This is a genomic window from Candidatus Enterococcus moelleringii (assembly GCF_017377575.1).
Classification (GTDB): domain Bacteria; phylum Bacillota; class Bacilli; order Lactobacillales; family Enterococcaceae; genus Enterococcus_A; species Enterococcus_A moelleringii.
Genome location: NZ_JAFREM010000029.1, coordinates 43,329 through 59,468 on the forward strand (window position 1 = coordinate 43,329; position 16,140 = coordinate 59,468).

Annotated in this window: 20 protein-coding genes; all 20 read right to left on the reverse strand. The window is 46.9% G+C overall.

Annotated elements, in window-relative coordinates; genetic code table 11:
* Position 1: 1 nt before the first annotated feature.
* Genes JZO70_RS17585 through JZO70_RS17680 form a run of 20 tightly spaced genes read right to left on the reverse strand, consistent with a single transcriptional unit; the run spans position 2 to position 16,136 of the window.
* Positions 2-739: a hypothetical protein gene (locus JZO70_RS17585; RefSeq protein ID WP_207674981.1), complete on the reverse strand. Its 738-nt coding sequence runs from the start codon at positions 737-739 to the stop codon at positions 2-4.
* A gap of 4 nt (positions 740-743) precedes the next feature.
* Positions 744-1,439 carry a uroporphyrinogen-III synthase gene (locus JZO70_RS17590; RefSeq protein ID WP_207674982.1) on the reverse strand — a complete coding sequence of 232 codons (696 nt, stop codon included), beginning with the start codon at positions 1,437-1,439 and terminating at the stop codon, positions 744-746.
* Positions 1,440-1,449: 10 nt separating this feature from the next.
* Positions 1,450-2,397 carry a hydroxymethylbilane synthase gene (gene hemC / locus JZO70_RS17595; protein ID WP_207674983.1) on the reverse strand — a complete coding sequence of 316 codons (948 nt, stop codon included), beginning with the start codon at positions 2,395-2,397 and terminating at the stop codon, positions 1,450-1,452.
* 26 nt (positions 2,398-2,423) lie between these two features.
* Positions 2,424-3,002 carry a cob(I)yrinic acid a,c-diamide adenosyltransferase gene (locus JZO70_RS17600; RefSeq protein WP_207674984.1) on the reverse strand — a complete coding sequence of 193 codons (579 nt, stop codon included), beginning with the start codon at positions 3,000-3,002 and terminating at the stop codon, positions 2,424-2,426.
* Positions 2,999-4,501 carry a cobyric acid synthase gene (locus JZO70_RS17605; protein WP_207674985.1) on the reverse strand — a complete coding sequence of 501 codons (1,503 nt, stop codon included), beginning with the start codon at positions 4,499-4,501 and terminating at the stop codon, positions 2,999-3,001. The genes JZO70_RS17600 and JZO70_RS17605 overlap by 4 nt, the downstream gene beginning before the upstream one ends.
* A 6-nt stretch (positions 4,502-4,507) precedes the next feature.
* Entirely contained in the window at positions 4,508-5,305 is a 798-nt protein-coding gene (locus JZO70_RS17610) for an ATP-binding cassette domain-containing protein (protein WP_207674986.1), read from the reverse strand.
* A 17-nt stretch (positions 5,306-5,322) separates the two neighbouring features.
* A complete protein-coding gene (gene cbiQ / locus JZO70_RS17615; protein WP_207674987.1) occupies positions 5,323-5,946 on the reverse strand; it encodes a cobalt ECF transporter T component CbiQ in 624 nt (207 codons plus the stop codon).
* 40 nt (positions 5,947-5,986) lie between these two features.
* Entirely contained in the window at positions 5,987-6,289 is a 303-nt protein-coding gene (locus JZO70_RS17620; RefSeq protein WP_207674988.1) for an energy-coupling factor ABC transporter substrate-binding protein, read from the reverse strand.
* Positions 6,276-7,025: an energy-coupling factor ABC transporter permease gene (locus JZO70_RS17625; RefSeq protein ID WP_207674989.1), complete on the reverse strand. Its 750-nt coding sequence runs from the start codon at positions 7,023-7,025 to the stop codon at positions 6,276-6,278. The genes JZO70_RS17620 and JZO70_RS17625 overlap by 14 nt, the downstream gene beginning before the upstream one ends.
* A 14-nt stretch (positions 7,026-7,039) precedes the next feature.
* Positions 7,040-7,744: a cobalt-factor II C(20)-methyltransferase gene (locus JZO70_RS17630; RefSeq protein WP_207674990.1), complete on the reverse strand. Its 705-nt coding sequence runs from the start codon at positions 7,742-7,744 to the stop codon at positions 7,040-7,042.
* A 1-nt stretch (position 7,745) separates the two neighbouring features.
* A complete protein-coding gene (locus tag JZO70_RS17635) occupies positions 7,746-8,522 on the reverse strand; it encodes a sirohydrochlorin cobaltochelatase (RefSeq protein ID WP_207674991.1) in 777 nt (258 codons plus the stop codon).
* Positions 8,522-9,937 carry a uroporphyrinogen-III C-methyltransferase gene (gene cobA / locus JZO70_RS17640; protein WP_207674992.1) on the reverse strand — a complete coding sequence of 472 codons (1,416 nt, stop codon included), beginning with the start codon at positions 9,935-9,937 and terminating at the stop codon, positions 8,522-8,524. The genes JZO70_RS17635 and cobA overlap by 1 nt, the downstream gene beginning before the upstream one ends.
* The gene (gene cobK / locus JZO70_RS17645) at positions 9,934-10,692 is read right to left on the reverse strand and encodes a precorrin-6A reductase (protein ID WP_207674993.1); all 759 of its coding nucleotides are present in this window, start codon (positions 10,690-10,692) and stop codon (positions 9,934-9,936) included. The genes cobA and cobK overlap by 4 nt, the downstream gene beginning before the upstream one ends.
* Positions 10,689-11,414, reverse strand: coding sequence for a precorrin-3B C(17)-methyltransferase (cobJ, locus tag JZO70_RS17650; RefSeq protein WP_207674994.1), 726 nt, complete (start codon positions 11,412-11,414; stop codon positions 10,689-10,691). The genes cobK and cobJ overlap by 4 nt, the downstream gene beginning before the upstream one ends.
* Positions 11,415-12,449, reverse strand: coding sequence for a cobalt-precorrin 5A hydrolase (locus tag JZO70_RS17655; RefSeq protein ID WP_207674995.1), 1,035 nt, complete (start codon positions 12,447-12,449; stop codon positions 11,415-11,417).
* Complete coding sequence (locus JZO70_RS17660; RefSeq protein ID WP_207674996.1) at positions 12,442-13,209, reverse strand: cobalt-precorrin-4 methyltransferase; 768 nt, start codon at positions 13,207-13,209, stop codon at positions 12,442-12,444. Before JZO70_RS17660 ends, JZO70_RS17655 begins: the two co-directional genes overlap by 8 nt.
* A 3-nt stretch (positions 13,210-13,212) precedes the next feature.
* Positions 13,213-13,767, reverse strand: coding sequence for a decarboxylating cobalt-precorrin-6B (C(15))-methyltransferase (locus JZO70_RS17665; protein WP_207674997.1), 555 nt, complete (start codon positions 13,765-13,767; stop codon positions 13,213-13,215).
* Complete coding sequence (locus tag JZO70_RS17670; RefSeq protein ID WP_207674998.1) at positions 13,757-14,368, reverse strand: cobalt-precorrin-7 (C(5))-methyltransferase; 612 nt, start codon at positions 14,366-14,368, stop codon at positions 13,757-13,759. The genes JZO70_RS17665 and JZO70_RS17670 overlap by 11 nt, the downstream gene beginning before the upstream one ends.
* Positions 14,365-15,489 carry a cobalt-precorrin-5B (C(1))-methyltransferase CbiD gene (cbiD, locus tag JZO70_RS17675; protein WP_242704012.1) on the reverse strand — a complete coding sequence of 375 codons (1,125 nt, stop codon included), beginning with the start codon at positions 15,487-15,489 and terminating at the stop codon, positions 14,365-14,367. Before cbiD ends, JZO70_RS17670 begins: the two co-directional genes overlap by 4 nt.
* Positions 15,486-16,136 carry a cobalt-precorrin-8 methylmutase gene (locus JZO70_RS17680; RefSeq protein ID WP_207675000.1) on the reverse strand — a complete coding sequence of 217 codons (651 nt, stop codon included), beginning with the start codon at positions 16,134-16,136 and terminating at the stop codon, positions 15,486-15,488. Before JZO70_RS17680 ends, cbiD begins: the two co-directional genes overlap by 4 nt.
* Positions 16,137-16,140: the final 4 nt, after the last annotated feature.

Here is a 16,140-nt window from a genome sequence, read left to right on the forward strand (position 1 = left end):
GTCACCTCCTTGTGAATTCTCCGATTTGTTTTAGTTCTGGGTATTTTTCCAACAGCTCATCTACCCGATTCTTTTTAACCGCCAATATCAAGACTGTTGCTGGCCCAGCTGAACATTCAGTGTCGACACCTTCATTAAACGTCACTTGAAAATCAGAATTTTCCGTCATCAGCTGTGCTTCGTAGCCGATTCCTTTTGATCCCACCGGTAAAAGATCCACTACAGCAGGTTCACCTTTCAACTTTTTCACAATATCATAAGAAAAAATGATGTCGCGATTTTTCACCACCTCATTGGTGATATATGGTTGCCCCAATTGAAGCAAGGTACATTCCTCTTCCATCCGCGGCAACGCATGATCCGTCGGAATTTCTCCGATTAAGGTGATGCCGATGCTGGTGGCAGTCGTCACCATATTTTCTTCGGTGCTGCCGTTGATCGGCAAATCTCCCAATCCCGCCTTCACCATTTCGCCTTTGATGCCTGACAAAATTTGTCGACCAGTCGGTTCGTATTCATTCCCGATCAAGTCGATGATACACAAAGGTTTAGCTCCAAAACAAATGAACTCCAATATCGGCACCCGCAGGCAAAAAGCCGCCGTGATTGCGGGATCAATATAAACCGCATCATGCTCTTTTTGGCCGATCGCCGCACTCGTGTCGCAGGCAACCACCAGCGCTTTCTCAGTAAAAATCGGCATTATCGTTAAATCGCGATAACTCGTTGGCAGACTCATCTTCTTACTCCTTTAGCTTTATTTCTTCCAATAGACACTGGTACAAATGCTGCATGTCGTAAACTTTCGGCTGGATCGCCACCGACTGTCCCTCTTTTTCAATCGCCTTGGCCGTCACCGGACCAATCGCCGCAATTCGTAGATTCTCCCAAAAAACTTCTGGTAAATCAGCCAGCTGGCTAACCGTTTCATAAAAGGATTCCCAAGCAGAGGGACTAGCAAACAGCACATAATCCAGACGGTCTTCTTTCAGCAATTGGATCAACTGCTTGCGATCTTCCGCCACAAATTCGTTGGTATAAATAACTTGTTCCAGCACCGTATGTCCACCCTTGGTCAAAGAATCGTAAATAACACGGCGGGCCCGCAAAGAATGCGGCCAAAAGACCCGCTGCGGTTCAGTCACCGTTGCCATCCACTCACTCACCAAACCTTCAGAAAAACCTTCTTTCGGTTGGAAGTCCACCGGCAAACCACATTCCTTCAGTACTTTAGTGGTTTGATTACCAATGGCTAAAATTTTGGCTTGCGGCAGCAGTTGGTCAAAATCAAAATACCGCACCGCGTTTACACTAGTGAAAAACAGCCAGTCGTACGCCTGCTCCAGCGCTGAACAAGGGACGGCTTGGGTTCGATTCATAGGAATGTCGATGACGTCAACCTCCCGCTGAACCAAAGCTTGCCGAATAACTTCTGGCATGGCTGCTTCTCTAGTGTATAATAATTTTTTCCTGATCGTTTCGGCACTCCTCAATCAGCTGAATGGCACCTTGCTGAATCAATGTGGTAGCGACCGCTTTTCCTAAGCGCTGAGGATCGCTGTCTTTTTGCGTTTCTTTTAGAATGATCACGCCGTTTTCACTGCCGATCATCCCAGTCAATTCATAAACGTCGCCTTTTTTCTGGGCATAAGCCCCCACTGGAAACGTACAACTGCCATCCAAACTACCTAAAAAGGCCCGTTCAGCTGCCACCGCACCAGCAGTCGCTTCATCATTCATTTTCTTCAACAGCTCCCGAACTTCAGTGTTGTCCTTGCGGCATTCGAAGGCCAAAGCCCCTTGTCCAATCGCCGGCAGCATCGTGTCTGGCGAAAGCTCTTGATGAGGCACACTTTCCTCCAAACCCATCCGTTCCAAACCAGCTAACGCCAGCACGATCGCATCATATTGTCCCTCGTTCATTTTGCGAATGCGGGTATCGATGTTGCCGCGAATTGGCTGGATATCCAAGTCTGGTCGCGCGTGTAATAACTGTGCCTTGCGCCGCAAACTGCTAGTTCCTACCACAGCTTTTTGCGGCAATTTGTCTAAGCTAAGACCTGCCTCAGGAAACAAAATCGCATCCGTTGGTGATTTCCGTTTCAAAAAACAGCCAATCGCCAACTCTTCATGAATCCTCGTCGGAATATCCTTCAAACTGTGAACCGCGAAGTCGATTTTTCCTTCTCGCAGTTGATACTCCAGCTCCCGAACAAAAGCTCCTTGCCCACCGATCGCCAGCAAACTGTGATTGGCCAGGTGGTCGCCTTTGGTTTTGATTTTGACTAACTCCAGCTCAATTTCTGGAAAATGTTGGTTAAACAGGACCAATGCCTGCTTGGTTTGCGTGGTCGCCAGCTTGCTGCCGCGGGTTCCAACCTTCAGCTTCTTCTTCATACTTTTCCTTCTTTCACCGCAACGTTTTACGCCCGCGGTTTCTTTTTCCCTTTAAACACTGGGGCACTATTTTGGTAACAAACATCTGGCTCTTCTGCTTGCAGGTTCACCCAGCGGGCTAATGCAAAGAAGTAGTCGGATAAGCGATTCAAAAATTTTAAAGCTTCGGGATTAACTGCTTCCTCCAGCTCAAGTAAAGCCACTGCATTGCGTTCGGCTTCACGAGCTACACAACGACAGACATGTAAGGTCGCAGCTGCCGGCACACCCCCCGGTAAAATAAACTGCTTCAGCTCTGGGGTTTTCGACCAGTACTCGTCAATTTTCTCCTCCAGCCATTGAACCATCTCCGCCTCGATTTTATAAGGCCGCTTCTCATCTGGGGTAGCGAAATCACCGCCGCAATCAAAAATCCATTGCTGCACCTGAAGCAGCTCCTTCCTTACCGGATCCTCTTTGCTCAGCTGGGAAACCGCCACACCTGCGTGGGAGTTCAAGGTATCAATCGACCCATAAGCCTGGACCCGCGGCGCATTCTTTTTTGCCCGTCCGCCGCCGACTAAGCGGGTGTACCCCTGATCGCCATAACGTGTGTAAATGCTCATACTTCCAACTCCTCGCCTTGCATAATTTGATAAATTTTCTCCATGTCCAAGCTTTCTCGCAACAAATCCGCTAACTTGTCGTATTGTTGGTTTTTGTATTCCTGATAAGGAATCGCTACCTTTTCAATCGGCGGCAATCCTTTGGCACTGCGGACTTGATTCAACAAGCGACGACGCCAACCGCTGTTATCGAATACACCATGCAGATAAGTCCCAATTACCTGACCGTCGGCACTAACTGCTCCATCCGCCTTTTCAATCGCTTTGCCATTTGCAGAAATAATTTGGGCAAAAGCTTGTTCCTCGTGGTTTTCCGTACGCCCCATATGAATTTCATAGCCAGTCAGCAACTCTTCCCCGCTCCGAGCAGTCACCTGCGTCGTCGTCTTTTCCGATTCGAAATAGGTCTCAGTATTCAACAGACCTAACCCGCTTAAACTGCCATGAGTGGATTCGATTTGATTAGGATCATGCAGCCATTTTCCTAACAGCTGGAAGCCGCCACAAATGCCGAGAATCAGTTTGCCTTCTCTCCGCACCCGACGAATTTCCTCTGCCAAGCCAGACTCTTCCAAATACAATGCATCCTCCAGCGTGTTCTTGCTTCCGGGCAAAATCAAAATATCCGGACTCCCCAGCTGATCTCCAGGAAACACATAACGCACCGACACATCCGGCTCAATCGACAAGCTGTTAAAATCGGTAAAATTAGAAATTTTCTTCAAGGCGACAATCGCAATGTCCAGTTCTTTTTGGGTGTTGTACAAACGGTTGACCTTGTTCAAGGCCACGCTGTCCTCATCCTCAATGTTCAGCTGAGCATATGGAACTACCCCCACCACTGGCACATCCGTCAACTCTTCAATCATCCGCAAACCCGGTTCTAGTAAAGCCACATCACCTCGGAATTTATTAATCACGATCCCTTTAATCCGCGCCCGTTCTTCCGGCTTCAGCAAATGAATCGTGCCGTAAATCGAGGCAAACACCCCGCCTTTGTCAATATCCGCCACCAAAATCACCGGCGCGTCAGCAATTTTCGCCATTCCCATATTGGCAATGTCTTTGCTGTTCAGGTTGATCTCGGCTGGGCTACCGGCGCCTTCTAAAACGATCACATCATTTTCCGCCAACAGCTCCTGATATAACTCTGAGATTCTAGTAATCAGCTGCGGTTTAAAATTATGGTACTCCACTGCATCCATATCCGACAGCACTTTTCCTTTAAAAATCACCTGGGATTTGCGGTCAGACGTCGGTTTTAACAGCACCGGATTCATCCGCACATCCGGCTCCACCCCGGCAGCTTCCGCTTGAAAAACTTGGGCCCGTCCCATTTCATCACCCGTTAACGTGATATAGGAGTTCAAAGCCATATTTTGCGATTTAAAAGGAATCACCCGCAGTCCGTCCTGATGAAAAATCCGACACAGGCCGGCCACCAAAATACTTTTTCCCGAATCAGAGGCAGTTCCTTGCACCATCAAGCTTTTTCCCATCACTGATCACCTCACTCTTTTCTCCATAAATTCTGCTTCGTTTTTAAACAACGGCGTCTGCAGCTGTTGATGAATTTTCACTAGCCACGGCTGCTCCAGTCCGGCATGGGCCAGCATCTCTTCATCCAAAAAGACTTCTTCCTTTGCACCTTCTGCCACCAGCGAGCCTTCTTTTAATATGTAGAGATAGTCGCAAATTTCGTACATTAAATCCATGTCGTGACTGGAAATAATTACCTTAGTTCCCTGCTCCAGCAAGCGGAAAATGATGTCAATCATCTGCTTGCGCCCAGTGGGATCTAAGCCGGCCGTGGGCTCATCCAACAAAAGCCATTTAGTTTGCAGCACCAGCACGCTGGCAATCGCGATTTTTTTCTTTTGCCCATAGCTTAAATATTGAATCGGCTTTTTCCGCAGCGGCTGCAATGCCAACAGGTCGAAAACCTCGTCCAAGCGTCGGTCGATTTCTCGTTGATCAAAGCCTAAGTTTTTCAAAGCAAAGGAAACATCTTCTTCCACAATCGAATAAAAAATTTGATGATCCGGCTCTTGAAAAACAATCCCCACCTCTTGGCGGTAGCTATAAAGGGCCTTTTTCTGATAATCCAGCGGCTGGTCCTGGTAAATCACTCGGCCACGGGTTGGCTTCAACAAACCCACGATTGCCGCAAATAAAGTCGATTTACCAGAACCGTTCGCTCCTAGAATCCCCACCGCCTGATGGGTATCAAAGCGCAAGGAAAGCTGATGCAGAATTTCCATTTGATTCTCATAGCTGACACATAAATCTTCAACTGCAAACATTCCAAGCCCTTCTTTCCTTACATGGGGAAATCTCCATTAAAAAATTTCATTTCCAGTGACAACGTCATTTTGTTAAACCGATCAAAGGTCTGTAAAAACAGCAGCTTAATCATCATACCTAAAGACAGATAGCTGTTTTTCAACCCATTGAAGCCAAAGCGCATCTCCTGAGATCGTTTCAAAATAAAGACCTCATCTAAAAAGATAAAAATAAAGCGATACATCAGCATCGTCAGCTCAATCAGCAGCAGCGGAAAATGCGCCCGCTTCATGACCTGTAGAATTTGCTGAAAAGGAACCGACAAAATATACAGATAAGTACAAACTAGACAACTAAAGGAACGAAAGAAAAGATGCATCCCCATGTCCAAAGACGCAGCGGAAATTCCTAAAAAGCGGCCGAAAAACGGTAAACTAATCAGCAAATCCCCGGCATTTGGACTAGTCGTCATCAAAATCGTGATCAGACTGACCGCTAGAAAAGGCAGCGGAATCATCAACCATTTCAAATAGCGTTGAGGCGTGACCTTGGCAGTATAAATGGTCAGCGGTATGATCGCCAGAATCAGCAGCCCCTGCACCAGCGGACCGGTCAGAAAACAAACCAGCAGCAGGCACAGGTAGGCAGCACTTTTTTTCATGGGCGAAACCTCCAGCAGCCGATTCTCATAGGCGATACGGTCAATCAGCACTGGTTTTCTTTCCTTTGTAATAGCCTAAAATATAGGTGATGATCCCCACACCTAAGCTGCCCTGTAACGTAAACAGCAGGCTTTCGATTTCGCCGCTTTTCGGTTCCAAAATTGATTCAAACCAAGGAGTGTATTCTGGGTCGATTTCGGTAATCATTTCTTCCGCTTCGCCATCGGAGCCGCCGTACTCACCATTTTGGTTGATCAACAAAGCACCTACCATTAAAGCTGCCACTGCCAGCAGTAAAATCAAGTTCAATTTAGTTTTCGATTTCGTTTTACTTGCCTCCATGATTCAAGACACTCCCCTCGTTCACCGGAAAATTCGCCGAAATTAAGTTGTAAGCCACCACAGTCAACAAGCCTTCAGCGATGGCAATCGGAATTTGCGTCAACATAAACACACCAGCAAATTTAACAATCGCACCCATTACGCCGCCAGCCGGATCAGGAAACACGATCCCCAACTGAATTGAAGTCATAAAGTAAGTCGCCAAATCAGCAATAAAAGCACACATGAACAAACTAATTGAAGCCGAAGCACCGGCTTTTTTCAGCAATTGATACACACCGTATCCGACAAATGGTCCGACAACTGCCATCGAAACCGCATTGGCTCCTAAAGTCGTAATCCCTCCGTGAGCTAACAGCAATGCTTGGAATAACAAACAAATCGTCCCCAACACACTGATGACACCTGGGCCGAACAGAGCGGTCCCAATCCCTACCCCAGTTGGATGAGAGGTGGATCCAGTCACTGAAGGAATCTTCAAGGCTGAAAGAATGAAAATAAACGCGCCGCTAAAGGCTAACAAGACTTTGTTTTGCGGATTGTCTGCCGTTGCTTTTTTGATACTGATTAAACCGTAAATGAAAAATGGAATAAAGACTGCATACCAGAACAAACACCAGCCTAACGGAAGGAATCCTTCCATAATGTGCATGGCATAGGCTTTCTGCGGCATTAAGAAAAATAAAAGGGCTAATAGCATTAGGAATTTACATGCCTGTTTCAATTTGTACTTCATCTAATCTCTTCCCTTCAAAAATCACGATTTTTGTACACAATCATCGTACTGAAATACGAAAGCTTCGCCTCCTCGGTTAACTCTTGAATGCCCACAGTGATCTCTTCGGTTTCCATTGATGCATCACTGACTAAAATCGTTTGTTCTAACAAATCCTGTTCTCGCAGCAGCTTTAAAATTTTCGGCAAAGCTACCGAAACCTTCATTAGAATAACCGTTGAAAACATTTCTAACGCCGCCTTGATTAAGGCCTCATCCTTGGTCGCCGGCAATACCGCATAAGATTCATCATCCATCACCAACGGAATTTGCAGCGAATTAGCAATTTGGGTAAAGGAAGAAATCCCAGCAACCGTTTCAGTTTCCACCTCGCCCTGCACCCGTTCCAACAAATAGGCATAGGTGCTGTAAATCATCGGATCCCCCAATGTGATGAAGGCCACGTTTTTCCCTTGCTGCACGTCGGCGATAATTTCCGCCGCAATTGCATCCCAGGCGGCCTGCTTGGTTTCCAATGTATTCACCATCGGAAAATGACGCTGCTTAATTTCTAAATCTTCCTTTAAATAGGGTGTAACGATTTTCAAGGCCAAGCTTTTGCCGCCTTTTTTTGGTTCCGGGGTGTATAAGCAGTCCACCTGATTCAATACCTTTTGTCCCTTAACCGTCAGTAAATCGGAATCCCCCGGTCCGGTGCCAATGCCGTAAAATTTTGCCATCCTAGTCACCTGTCTCCATCGCTGTTTTCATATGATCAATAAACATTTCCTGAACCACTGGAAATTCTCCCAAACCTTTTAACACAGGTTCCACTTCAAAGCCAGCTTGCTGTAATTGGCTCTTCCAAGAATCCTCGTCATCTGACGCCATGTCGTTGGTGGCATGATCGCCGGCTACTAGCATGAAAGGATACAGGCTGATTTTTTTGAAGCCACCATCCTTCAAGCGCTGAACCACTGACTGAATTTCCGGATAGCTTTCCACCGCACAAACAAAAATCGACTCCTTCAGCAGCATGTGATCCAAACATGCATAGGCGGTAAAGGCAGAATGCTGACTGCCATGCCCCATTAAAACCAATGCTTCATCTTCAGCAAAATCCGGCGTTAAACTCTTCAACCAGTCAATCATTTTTTCAAAGTCGGCTTGACTGCTTAATAACGGTTTGCCTACTTCGATTGTTTTCAGTTTATCCTTATAACGCTTGGCTTGATGGAGCGCCTTGGAGTACTCGCTGCCGGAGATGATATGCAACGGCTGCACGTATACTTCTTCGTAACCAGCATCCACCAGTTTTTGCATTTGCTGATCCACCGTCAAAATCGTAATATCTTCCTGCTCTTTGATTTTTTTGATCACCTTATTGGAGGTGAAAGCTCGAAACAGATCATAGTCAGGAAAAGTTGCGGCTAATTTTTCTTCCACCGCTTCAATCGTTTTCTTGCGAGTTTCTAGGTAGCTGGTGCCGAAGCTGACAGCAATAATTGCTTTTTTCATCAGTTCATCTCCTCTAATATTTTTTCCAATACACTTTCGTAGCTAGGTTCCTTAGTTAGAATCACTGGAATATCAGCAGCATCAAAAACGGCTTTAGTAAACTGGCCCATCACAATAATTTTCCGTTGTCGCAGAATCTCTAACTCCTCTTGATCCAAGGCTTGCAAGAATAGACGAGCGGCTTTGGAATTCGGGAAATACATCAGATCAGTGGTCTGCCACAGGTCATGAATCGGCGGCACAATTTTTTCTTCGTGAGTTACTTGATATTGACCAAATAATTGCTGCTTTTTAATAGAAGCAATTTGTTGTGCATCACCTAAAATCAACGTTTCCGGAGTGCTGGTCAATTCGTTTATATCCGTCAAATGCTCGTCTGATTCGATCCCTTTTTTCCGTAATTCTGCGCCGGTATGATGGCCGACAGTAACGAATTTCAAGTGGCTTAATTTGCGCCAATCAGTTTTTGCTTGTTTCATGGTTTCGATAAATACTTGAATGCTGGTTTTGTCAGTGAAAACCACTTGGTCAAAGCTAGCAAAATCTAGCGTCAAATCGTATTTTTCTAATTGCGGCTTCGGCAGCTCTACCACTTCCGCTCCTAAATCGGTTAAGCGGCTGGTGATTTTTTTCTTTTTGCTGTAAGGAACCGCGATGCTCAATGAAAAGAGCGGTCGTTCCTCGAAAAAGTTCAGTTTACTGCGACGAGTCACTACATCGCCCACAACAATTAAACTGGGCGGCTGCAGGTTCGCTTCTTTAGCTAAATCGAAAATCGTCGCTAAAGTTCCAACTACCGTTTTTTGCTGCTTGCGGCTGGCCCATTGAATAATTGCCGCCGGTGTATCGGCCGATTTTCCGTGCTGGATCAGCTGTTGAGTGATTTCCTCCAAAGCGGCCATCCCCATCAAAAAGACTAATGTCCCTTCAGCTTTGGCAGCTGTTGCCCAATCTACCGGCTGTTCCGCATTTTTCAAACGTCCGGTATAAATATGAAAGCTGGCCGCTAAATCACGATAAGTCACGGGAATCCCGGCATAAGCCAATCCGCCGATGGATGAAGTAATTCCAGGAATCACTTCAAAAGGAATTCCGGCATCCTTCAAAGTCGAACCTTCTTCGCCGCCCCGACCAAACACGTAAGGATCACCGCTTTTTAGCCGAACAATATTCTTCCCGTCTTGAGCTTTTTCCAGCATGATAGCTTCAATTTGGTCCTGAGGAACCGGATGGTAATTGGGCATTTTTCCGACGTATATTTTTTCACAGTCAGCCCGGCAAGAATTCAAAATCGCTGGATTAATCAGACGATCATAGACCACTACATCCGCCTGTTGGATTTTTCGCAAGGCCTTGACGGTCAATAATTCGGGATCGCCGAGACCGGCGCCGACTAAGGCAATTTCTCCTGTCATATCTTCAGCTCCTTTTTTGGTAAAGCTAGCTGGATCACTTCTTCTGCTGTAGCCGCGATTTGCGGATACTCCAGCTTTTCCCGGGTCATCACTATGCAAGGAATGCCCAGCTTTTGGCAGGCGGCAACTTTTTCCATGAAGCCCCCGGCCTGACCGCTTTCCTTGGTAATCATCACCGCTGCTTGATTATGGGTCAGCAACGCTTGATTCATTTCCTCTGAAAAAGGACCCTTGATCGCTTCAATCTGATCCGCCTGCAGTCCGCAAGCTTCACAAATATGTAAAACCTCCGCCATTGGCAGAACCCGCACAATCAATTGTTCTTTTGGTAAATACTGAATAAACTGCGGCAAGGTTTTACTGCCGGTTGTTAGATAAATCTTTCCGTCATACTGAGTTGCGGCTTGGCAGGCAGCTTCGATCGTTTCCACTGTAATTACATCTTCTGGCATCTCCGAGGGACGCTCGAAACGCAGATAGTCGCAGGCCGTTTGCTGGCAGGCCTTCATGGCATTTTTTGATACCTCCACCGCAAAAGGATGGGTGGCATCAATGACTAGCTGGATTTGCTTTTCTTTAAGGAACCCCACCAATTCCTCAACATTCATCCGACCTTGAATGACCTGCTGCGTCACTTCTATGGCCAGCTTAGCACCGTAATCAGAAACCACTGACAGATAAAATTCCATTCCTTGCTGTTGCAGACCTTCGGCAATTTTTAAGCTGTCGGAGGTGCCGCCTAAAACTAAAATCATAACTGATACCCGCGAGGCGTGATCATTTGCCCATTGGAAACGTAGGTCTCCTTGTTACCAATCAGCACAACGGTGGTCATATCCACTAAAGTTTCATCTAGATCCTGAATCGTAGTTAGAATCCCCAGTTCTTTCTTACGGCCGACATCCTTGGCTAAGCCGACAATCGTGTCGCCAGACTTGTACTGCTGAATAATTTCCAGTGCCTTCACCAGATGCTTCGGCCGACCTTTGCTGCGAGGGTTGTACAAGCAAATTACAAAATCGGCGCTAGCTGCAGCATGCAGCCTTTTTTCAATCATTTCCCATGGCGTCATCAGATCACTCAGGCTGATGTGGCAAAAATCGTTCATTAAAGGCGCGCCCAGTAAAGCTGCCCCAGCTATGCTGGCTGTAATGCCTGGAATCACCTTTACTTCAATCGGCTCTTCCAGTTTGATGACCAGCTCCAAAATCAATCCGGCCATGCCGTAAACGCCGGCATCTCCGCTGGAAACCACCGCTACCTCTTTACCGGATTGTGCCAGTTCGATGGCTTTTTTACAGCGATCAATTTCCTGCTTCATGCCGGTGCTGACAATTTCCTTGTCTCCTACTAGCTCTTTAATTAAGCGAATATAAGTGGTGTAGCCCACAATAATTTCTGCCTGTTTCAAACATTCCAGCGCTTCGAATGACATTTTTTCTTTTTCGCCGGGTCCTAATCCAACCACATACAACATTTACTTTCCGTCCTTTCCTAGTGCAAAGGTCACCCCATGCTGGGCGTAGCGTTCACTAATTACCTGTCCACCGCTAGCCAAATCAGCGGCTGCCAAACTGACATTGCCTATCCCTGTCGTCTGCTTCACAAATTCGGACTGAGGATACTTTGCGGCAGCTGGTGCCAGCTCTTTGGCTGAGTATGTTTCAAAAGGAACCGCCAGCCAAGTTGCCAGCTGACATATTCCTGCTTCTTCTTTTTTTAAATCAATACTGACGATTTTTTTTACTCCCTGAGGGTGAATTCCCTGCTGCTGGCAAAAATTCAAGTATTCTTCCTGGATGACTTCAAAGGTCACGCCTTTTCGAGCGCCGATTCCCAAGACATAGTTTCGCGGTACCACCTGAATAATCTTCTCGCCGGTTAATGGTTCATTCCGATCGGAGACTAATAAAACCGCCTCGAAAGGTTCCAAAGAATCGCCTTCCTCCAGCAAAGTCAGTCCTCGCAGATCCTGCACCCGTTTTTCTCGTTGCAGCAAGCCGACTTTTTGATGATCAGCTAAAAGCCCATTGATTTTCTTCGTTGTTGTCTTGAAATCGGCATACCAGCCATTGATTTCTTTGGCCAGCAGATCCAGAGCGGTAACTTCCTGGACATCCGTGGCGGTGGTAATCACCGCTTGTCCACCGATTTTTTCAGCAATCTCACGGGCCAATTGATTACCGCCGCCGACATGACCGGACAGCAGACTGATTACGTGCTGACCTTTTTCGTCCAGTACAACCACCGCCGGGTCTTGGCGCTTATCATTGACTACCTCGGCAATGCTGCGAACAACAATTCCAGTAGCCATAATACAAATCAGCCCGTCGTATTGTTGAAAGAGCTGCTGCAGGCCTTGCTTGAAATTACCCGTCGGAATGACGGTCAGACCAGTTTCCATTCTGCTTTCCGGTACAAAGATCGGCAGTTCCGTTTCCCAACTGGCTTGTATTTTTTTGGCTAAGCGGATGCCGGTTGGAGTCAGCGCGGCGATCGCGAGCCTAGTCATTTTTCTTCGCGTCCCGGTATTCATGGGGGAAGGTGGCATCGTACAGCTTGGAGTAGTAAAATTCATCTCCCAAGAAGTCCCCCACCATAATCAACGCAGTCTTAGTAATATCCTCGGCAATAATTTCGTCGGCAATTTTTTCTAAGGTACTGACAATTTTCTTTTCCTCTGGCCAAGTCGCCTTGTAGACTACCGCCACTGGTGTTGTCGGTTTATAGCCCCCTGCCAACAATTCTCGCACCACTTGTTTGATTCCTTGAACCGAAAGGAAGATCACCATCGACGTCTGATGCTGCGCTAACGATCGTAAATTTTCTTTCGCTGGCACTGGTGTGCGGCCCGCCATGCGAGTAATAATGACACTTTGAGAAATTTCCGGCACCGTGTACTCCACGCCTAAGCTGGAAGCTGCACCCAAGAATGAGCTGACTCCAGGCGTACAAGTGAATTCAATTTCTCGTTTCTTCAATTCCTCAACTTGCTCACGAATCGAGCCGTAAATCGAGAAGTCGCCGGTTTGCAGGCGGATGACTTCCTTGCCAGCTTCCACACCCCGTTGCATTTCATCAATAATTTCGATTAGATTCATGGAGGCGCTATTGAAAATCTCGCAGTCCTCCGAACAATAATTTAAAAGCTCCGGGTTAACCAGTGAACCAGCATAAATCACTACGCCGGCTGTTTGCAGCAGCTGGTAGCCTTTTAATGTAATCAGCTCGGGATCGCCGGGACCCGCACCAACAAAATGAACCTTTGCCATCGCCTATTCCCCTTTTCCTGTTTCAATAATAATCACTGGATTTTGCGGCTTGTAATAATGCCCCTTGCCCAGTTTTGTGTACTGCCCTACTTGAAGTTGAACCGCCTGAAAGTCATATTTTTGCTCCTCCAGCCAATGGATCGCTTCCAAGGCATTTTCCAGTAAAATAAAATTCAAAACCAGCCGCCCCTTGTCGGTTAACAGTTGGAAGCTCCAGTCTAAGATTTCCGCTAGATTGCCGCCGCTGCCACCGATGAAAATTGCGTCAAAACGCTGCTCCAGCTGGATGGGCGCTTTGCCCAAAATACCTTTAATATTGGTTAGTTCGAATTTTTCTTGATTTTGCTGCAACAGTTCCAGCGCAGCTGGATTGGAATCCAGAGTTGTAACCTTCAACTGCGGATAAGTATATGCAGCTTCGATGGCAATACTGCCAGTGCCGGTTCCTACATCTAAAAAGTTCTGGGCCGCTCGAAGCTGTAACTTAGCCAAGCTGACGGAACGCACTTCTTCTTTGGTCATGGGCACTGCGCCGCGAATAAAACTGCTATCTTTCATTAACAATCACCACTACATTCATTTGATAGTCTTCATCGGGTACGTCTTTAGCTGAAAACTTGCGAATCCGTTCGTCAGGATAGCTCAAATTTTCCCCGATATAGAAGGTTGCTTCTTGGTCCCGTTCCACTGCTGCTAGCGCTAATTGGAAAGGTCCGATTTGTTTATCTGTAACCAGCGCCACTTTCGGTAGCTGGAAAATTAAGTCAAAATTCGGCACCTTGCCATGACTGCTGGTAATCAAACAGTCCTCCATCGGCAGCTGCAGTTGGTTGAATAAATAATGAATCGAGCTGATGCCTGGTAGGATCGTCAGCTGATCTGATGAGAAACGCTGACTTAGCCATTTACCGATGCCGTAAGTTAGCGGATCACCAGAAGCCAACACCACGACTGATCCCGTTGCTTTTTCCTTTAGCAGGATTTCCAAATCATTTAGTTTTCGCGGCAATTGAACACAAGCAGCCTGTTTTTCCATCGGCACGATTTCCAGTTGCCGGGAACTGCCGATAATCAAGTCAGCCCTGTCGATGGCCTGCTTAGCTGTTTCAAATAAATAATTGCTGTTTCCACCCGGGCCGATGCCAACTACGGTAATCATTGCCATTCCTCCATCACTTGTGCCAAGGGTTGTGTTGATGCCAGATAGCCGCGTTGGGAGGAAAAGATCACGACCTCAATCCGCGTTTCTGGCTTGCGATATTTCAATAAATCCTGGGACCGCTGCTTGATTTTGTCAGCAATTACTTGATAAACACCTTCGTAGCCGTAGCGCTCAATAATTTCTCCAGCCGCTTCGGTGGTGTTGCAGGCTTGAATTTCCTGCAGCTGCGGGACCGGCATGCCCAGCAAAGCTAGATTAGCGATCAAAATTTCGGTTCGCGCATCAGCATCCTTACTATGGGTAGAAAAAATTCCGGCTGACACTTTAATCAACTTCCCTAAATGCCCCACCATCAGCACTTCTTCAAAGGCCAGACGCTGGACTTCTTTCAAAACATAGCCCACAAAATTACTCATAGAGACAATCTGTTCGGCTTTTAGCTTCAGTTCCTTTACCGCAAAATCTTCGCCGTAATTACCAGGACACAAAATAATCTTTTTGTAGCCCTGCTGTTTTTTCATTTCCAGCTCCACCGAAATCGCCTGCTTCCAGCCTTCTTCCGACATAGGGGTGACAATTCCCGAAGTACCCAGAATAGAGATGCCGCCGATAATTCCTAAGCGGCTGTTCATGGTTTGCTGCGCGATTTCCACGCCTTTGGGAGCAAAGACTTTTACCAAAGCGCCTTGTTCCGGGCCGATGACTTTGCGAACTGACTCGGCAATCATTTTACGAGGCACAGGATTAATGGCTGCTTCGCCGACAGGAATTTGCAAGCCTACTTCGGTTACCCGGCCAACTCCTTCGCCGCCATCAATTTTTATTTCTGGTGTGTCGTTGCGGCTGATTTCCACACCGATCAGCATGCCATCGGTAGCATCGGCATCGTCGCCGCCGTCTTTTTCAACAAACGCCACACAGCTGTCGGCTTTCAGCTCCAAGCTGGCAATCGGAATGGTTAACATTGATTCGTTGGGTAATTTAATTTGAACATCTTCGTGCTGCTGATCTTTAACCAGATACAACGCCGCCGCGGTGGCAGCTGCTGTAGCACAGGAGCCGGTAGTGTAGCCTTTGCGTAATTTCTTTCCATTATAGAAAACAAATTCCTCCATCAGCTTTCCCTTTCCACCATTTGATATAACAAGGCATTGATGATGGCGGCTGCAACATTGCTGCCGCCTTTACGACCACGAGCAACTATCGCTGGCAAATCACTTTCGTACAAGGCTTCTTTTGATTCCACTGCTCCGACAAAGCCAACTGGTACTCCGACAACGGCTGTAGGTTCCAAGGTGCCGGCCTCCACCATTTCCAAAATTTTGAAAATCGCTGTCGGGGCGTTGCCCAGTACAAAAACTTTCGGTCCCGGCAAAGTCGCCGCATGTTCAATTCCCGCCATTGAGCGAGTCATGCCTTTAGCTTTGGCTTGTTCGGCAACGTCAGGATCGGCGATATAGCAGGCATAGTTAATGCCCAACTGATCCAGCACCCGTTTATTGATGCCGCTGAGGGCCATGGTGGTGTCGGTAAAAATCGTGCCTTCACCGGCTTGTAAAAACTGTTCCAAAACAGCCACCACATCATGGGTGAAGGTCAGATTTTGCAAATAATCAAAATCAGCACTAGTATGAATCACCCGTTTGATGATTTTTTCCTCTTTCGGTGAAGCAAATTGATACGTTGGAAATTCTTGCTGAATGATCGATTGAATAATTTCAAAGCTTTCGGTTTCTATTCCTTGGGGGTTCTTTTTATATTCCACAAAG

Bases quoted from the DNA above. Each gene is read 5' to 3' on its own strand.
- JZO70_RS17585 (WP_207674981.1), bottom strand. From the start codon at position 739: ATGAGTCTGCCAACGAGTTATCGCGATTTAACGATAATGCCGATTTTT.
- JZO70_RS17590 (WP_207674982.1), bottom strand. From the start codon at position 1,439: ATGCCAGAAGTTATTCGGCAAGCTTTGGTTCAGCGGGAGGTTGACGTC.
- hemC (WP_207674983.1), bottom strand. From the start codon at position 2,397: ATGAAGAAGAAGCTGAAGGTTGGAACCCGCGGCAGCAAGCTGGCGACC.
- JZO70_RS17600 (WP_207674984.1), bottom strand. From the start codon at position 3,002: ATGAGCATTTACACACGTTATGGCGATCAGGGGTACACCCGCTTAGTC.
- JZO70_RS17605 (WP_207674985.1), bottom strand. From the start codon at position 4,501: ATGGGAAAAAGCTTGATGGTGCAAGGAACTGCCTCTGATTCGGGAAAA.
- JZO70_RS17610 (WP_207674986.1), bottom strand. From the start codon at position 5,305: ATGTTTGCAGTTGAAGATTTATGTGTCAGCTATGAGAATCAAATGGAA.
- cbiQ (WP_207674987.1), bottom strand. From the start codon at position 5,946: ATGAAAAAAAGTGCTGCCTACCTGTGCCTGCTGCTGGTTTGTTTTCTG.
- JZO70_RS17620 (WP_207674988.1), bottom strand. From the start codon at position 6,289: ATGGAGGCAAGTAAAACGAAATCGAAAACTAAATTGAACTTGATTTTA.
- JZO70_RS17625 (WP_207674989.1), bottom strand. From the start codon at position 7,025: ATGAAGTACAAATTGAAACAGGCATGTAAATTCCTAATGCTATTAGCC.
- JZO70_RS17630 (WP_207674990.1), bottom strand. From the start codon at position 7,744: ATGGCAAAATTTTACGGCATTGGCACCGGACCGGGGGATTCCGATTTA.
- JZO70_RS17635 (WP_207674991.1), bottom strand. From the start codon at position 8,522: ATGAAAAAAGCAATTATTGCTGTCAGCTTCGGCACCAGCTACCTAGAA.
- cobA (WP_207674992.1), bottom strand. From the start codon at position 9,937: ATGACAGGAGAAATTGCCTTAGTCGGCGCCGGTCTCGGCGATCCCGAA.
- cobK (WP_207674993.1), bottom strand. From the start codon at position 10,692: ATGATTTTAGTTTTAGGCGGCACCTCCGACAGCTTAAAAATTGCCGAA.
- cobJ (WP_207674994.1), bottom strand. From the start codon at position 11,414: ATGTTGTATGTGGTTGGATTAGGACCCGGCGAAAAAGAAAAAATGTCA.
- JZO70_RS17655 (WP_207674995.1), bottom strand. From the start codon at position 12,449: ATGACTAGGCTCGCGATCGCCGCGCTGACTCCAACCGGCATCCGCTTA.
- JZO70_RS17660 (WP_207674996.1), bottom strand. From the start codon at position 13,209: ATGGCAAAGGTTCATTTTGTTGGTGCGGGTCCCGGCGATCCCGAGCTG.
- JZO70_RS17665 (WP_207674997.1), bottom strand. From the start codon at position 13,767: ATGAAAGATAGCAGTTTTATTCGCGGCGCAGTGCCCATGACCAAAGAA.
- JZO70_RS17670 (WP_207674998.1), bottom strand. From the start codon at position 14,368: ATGATTACCGTAGTTGGCATCGGCCCGGGTGGAAACAGCAATTATTTA.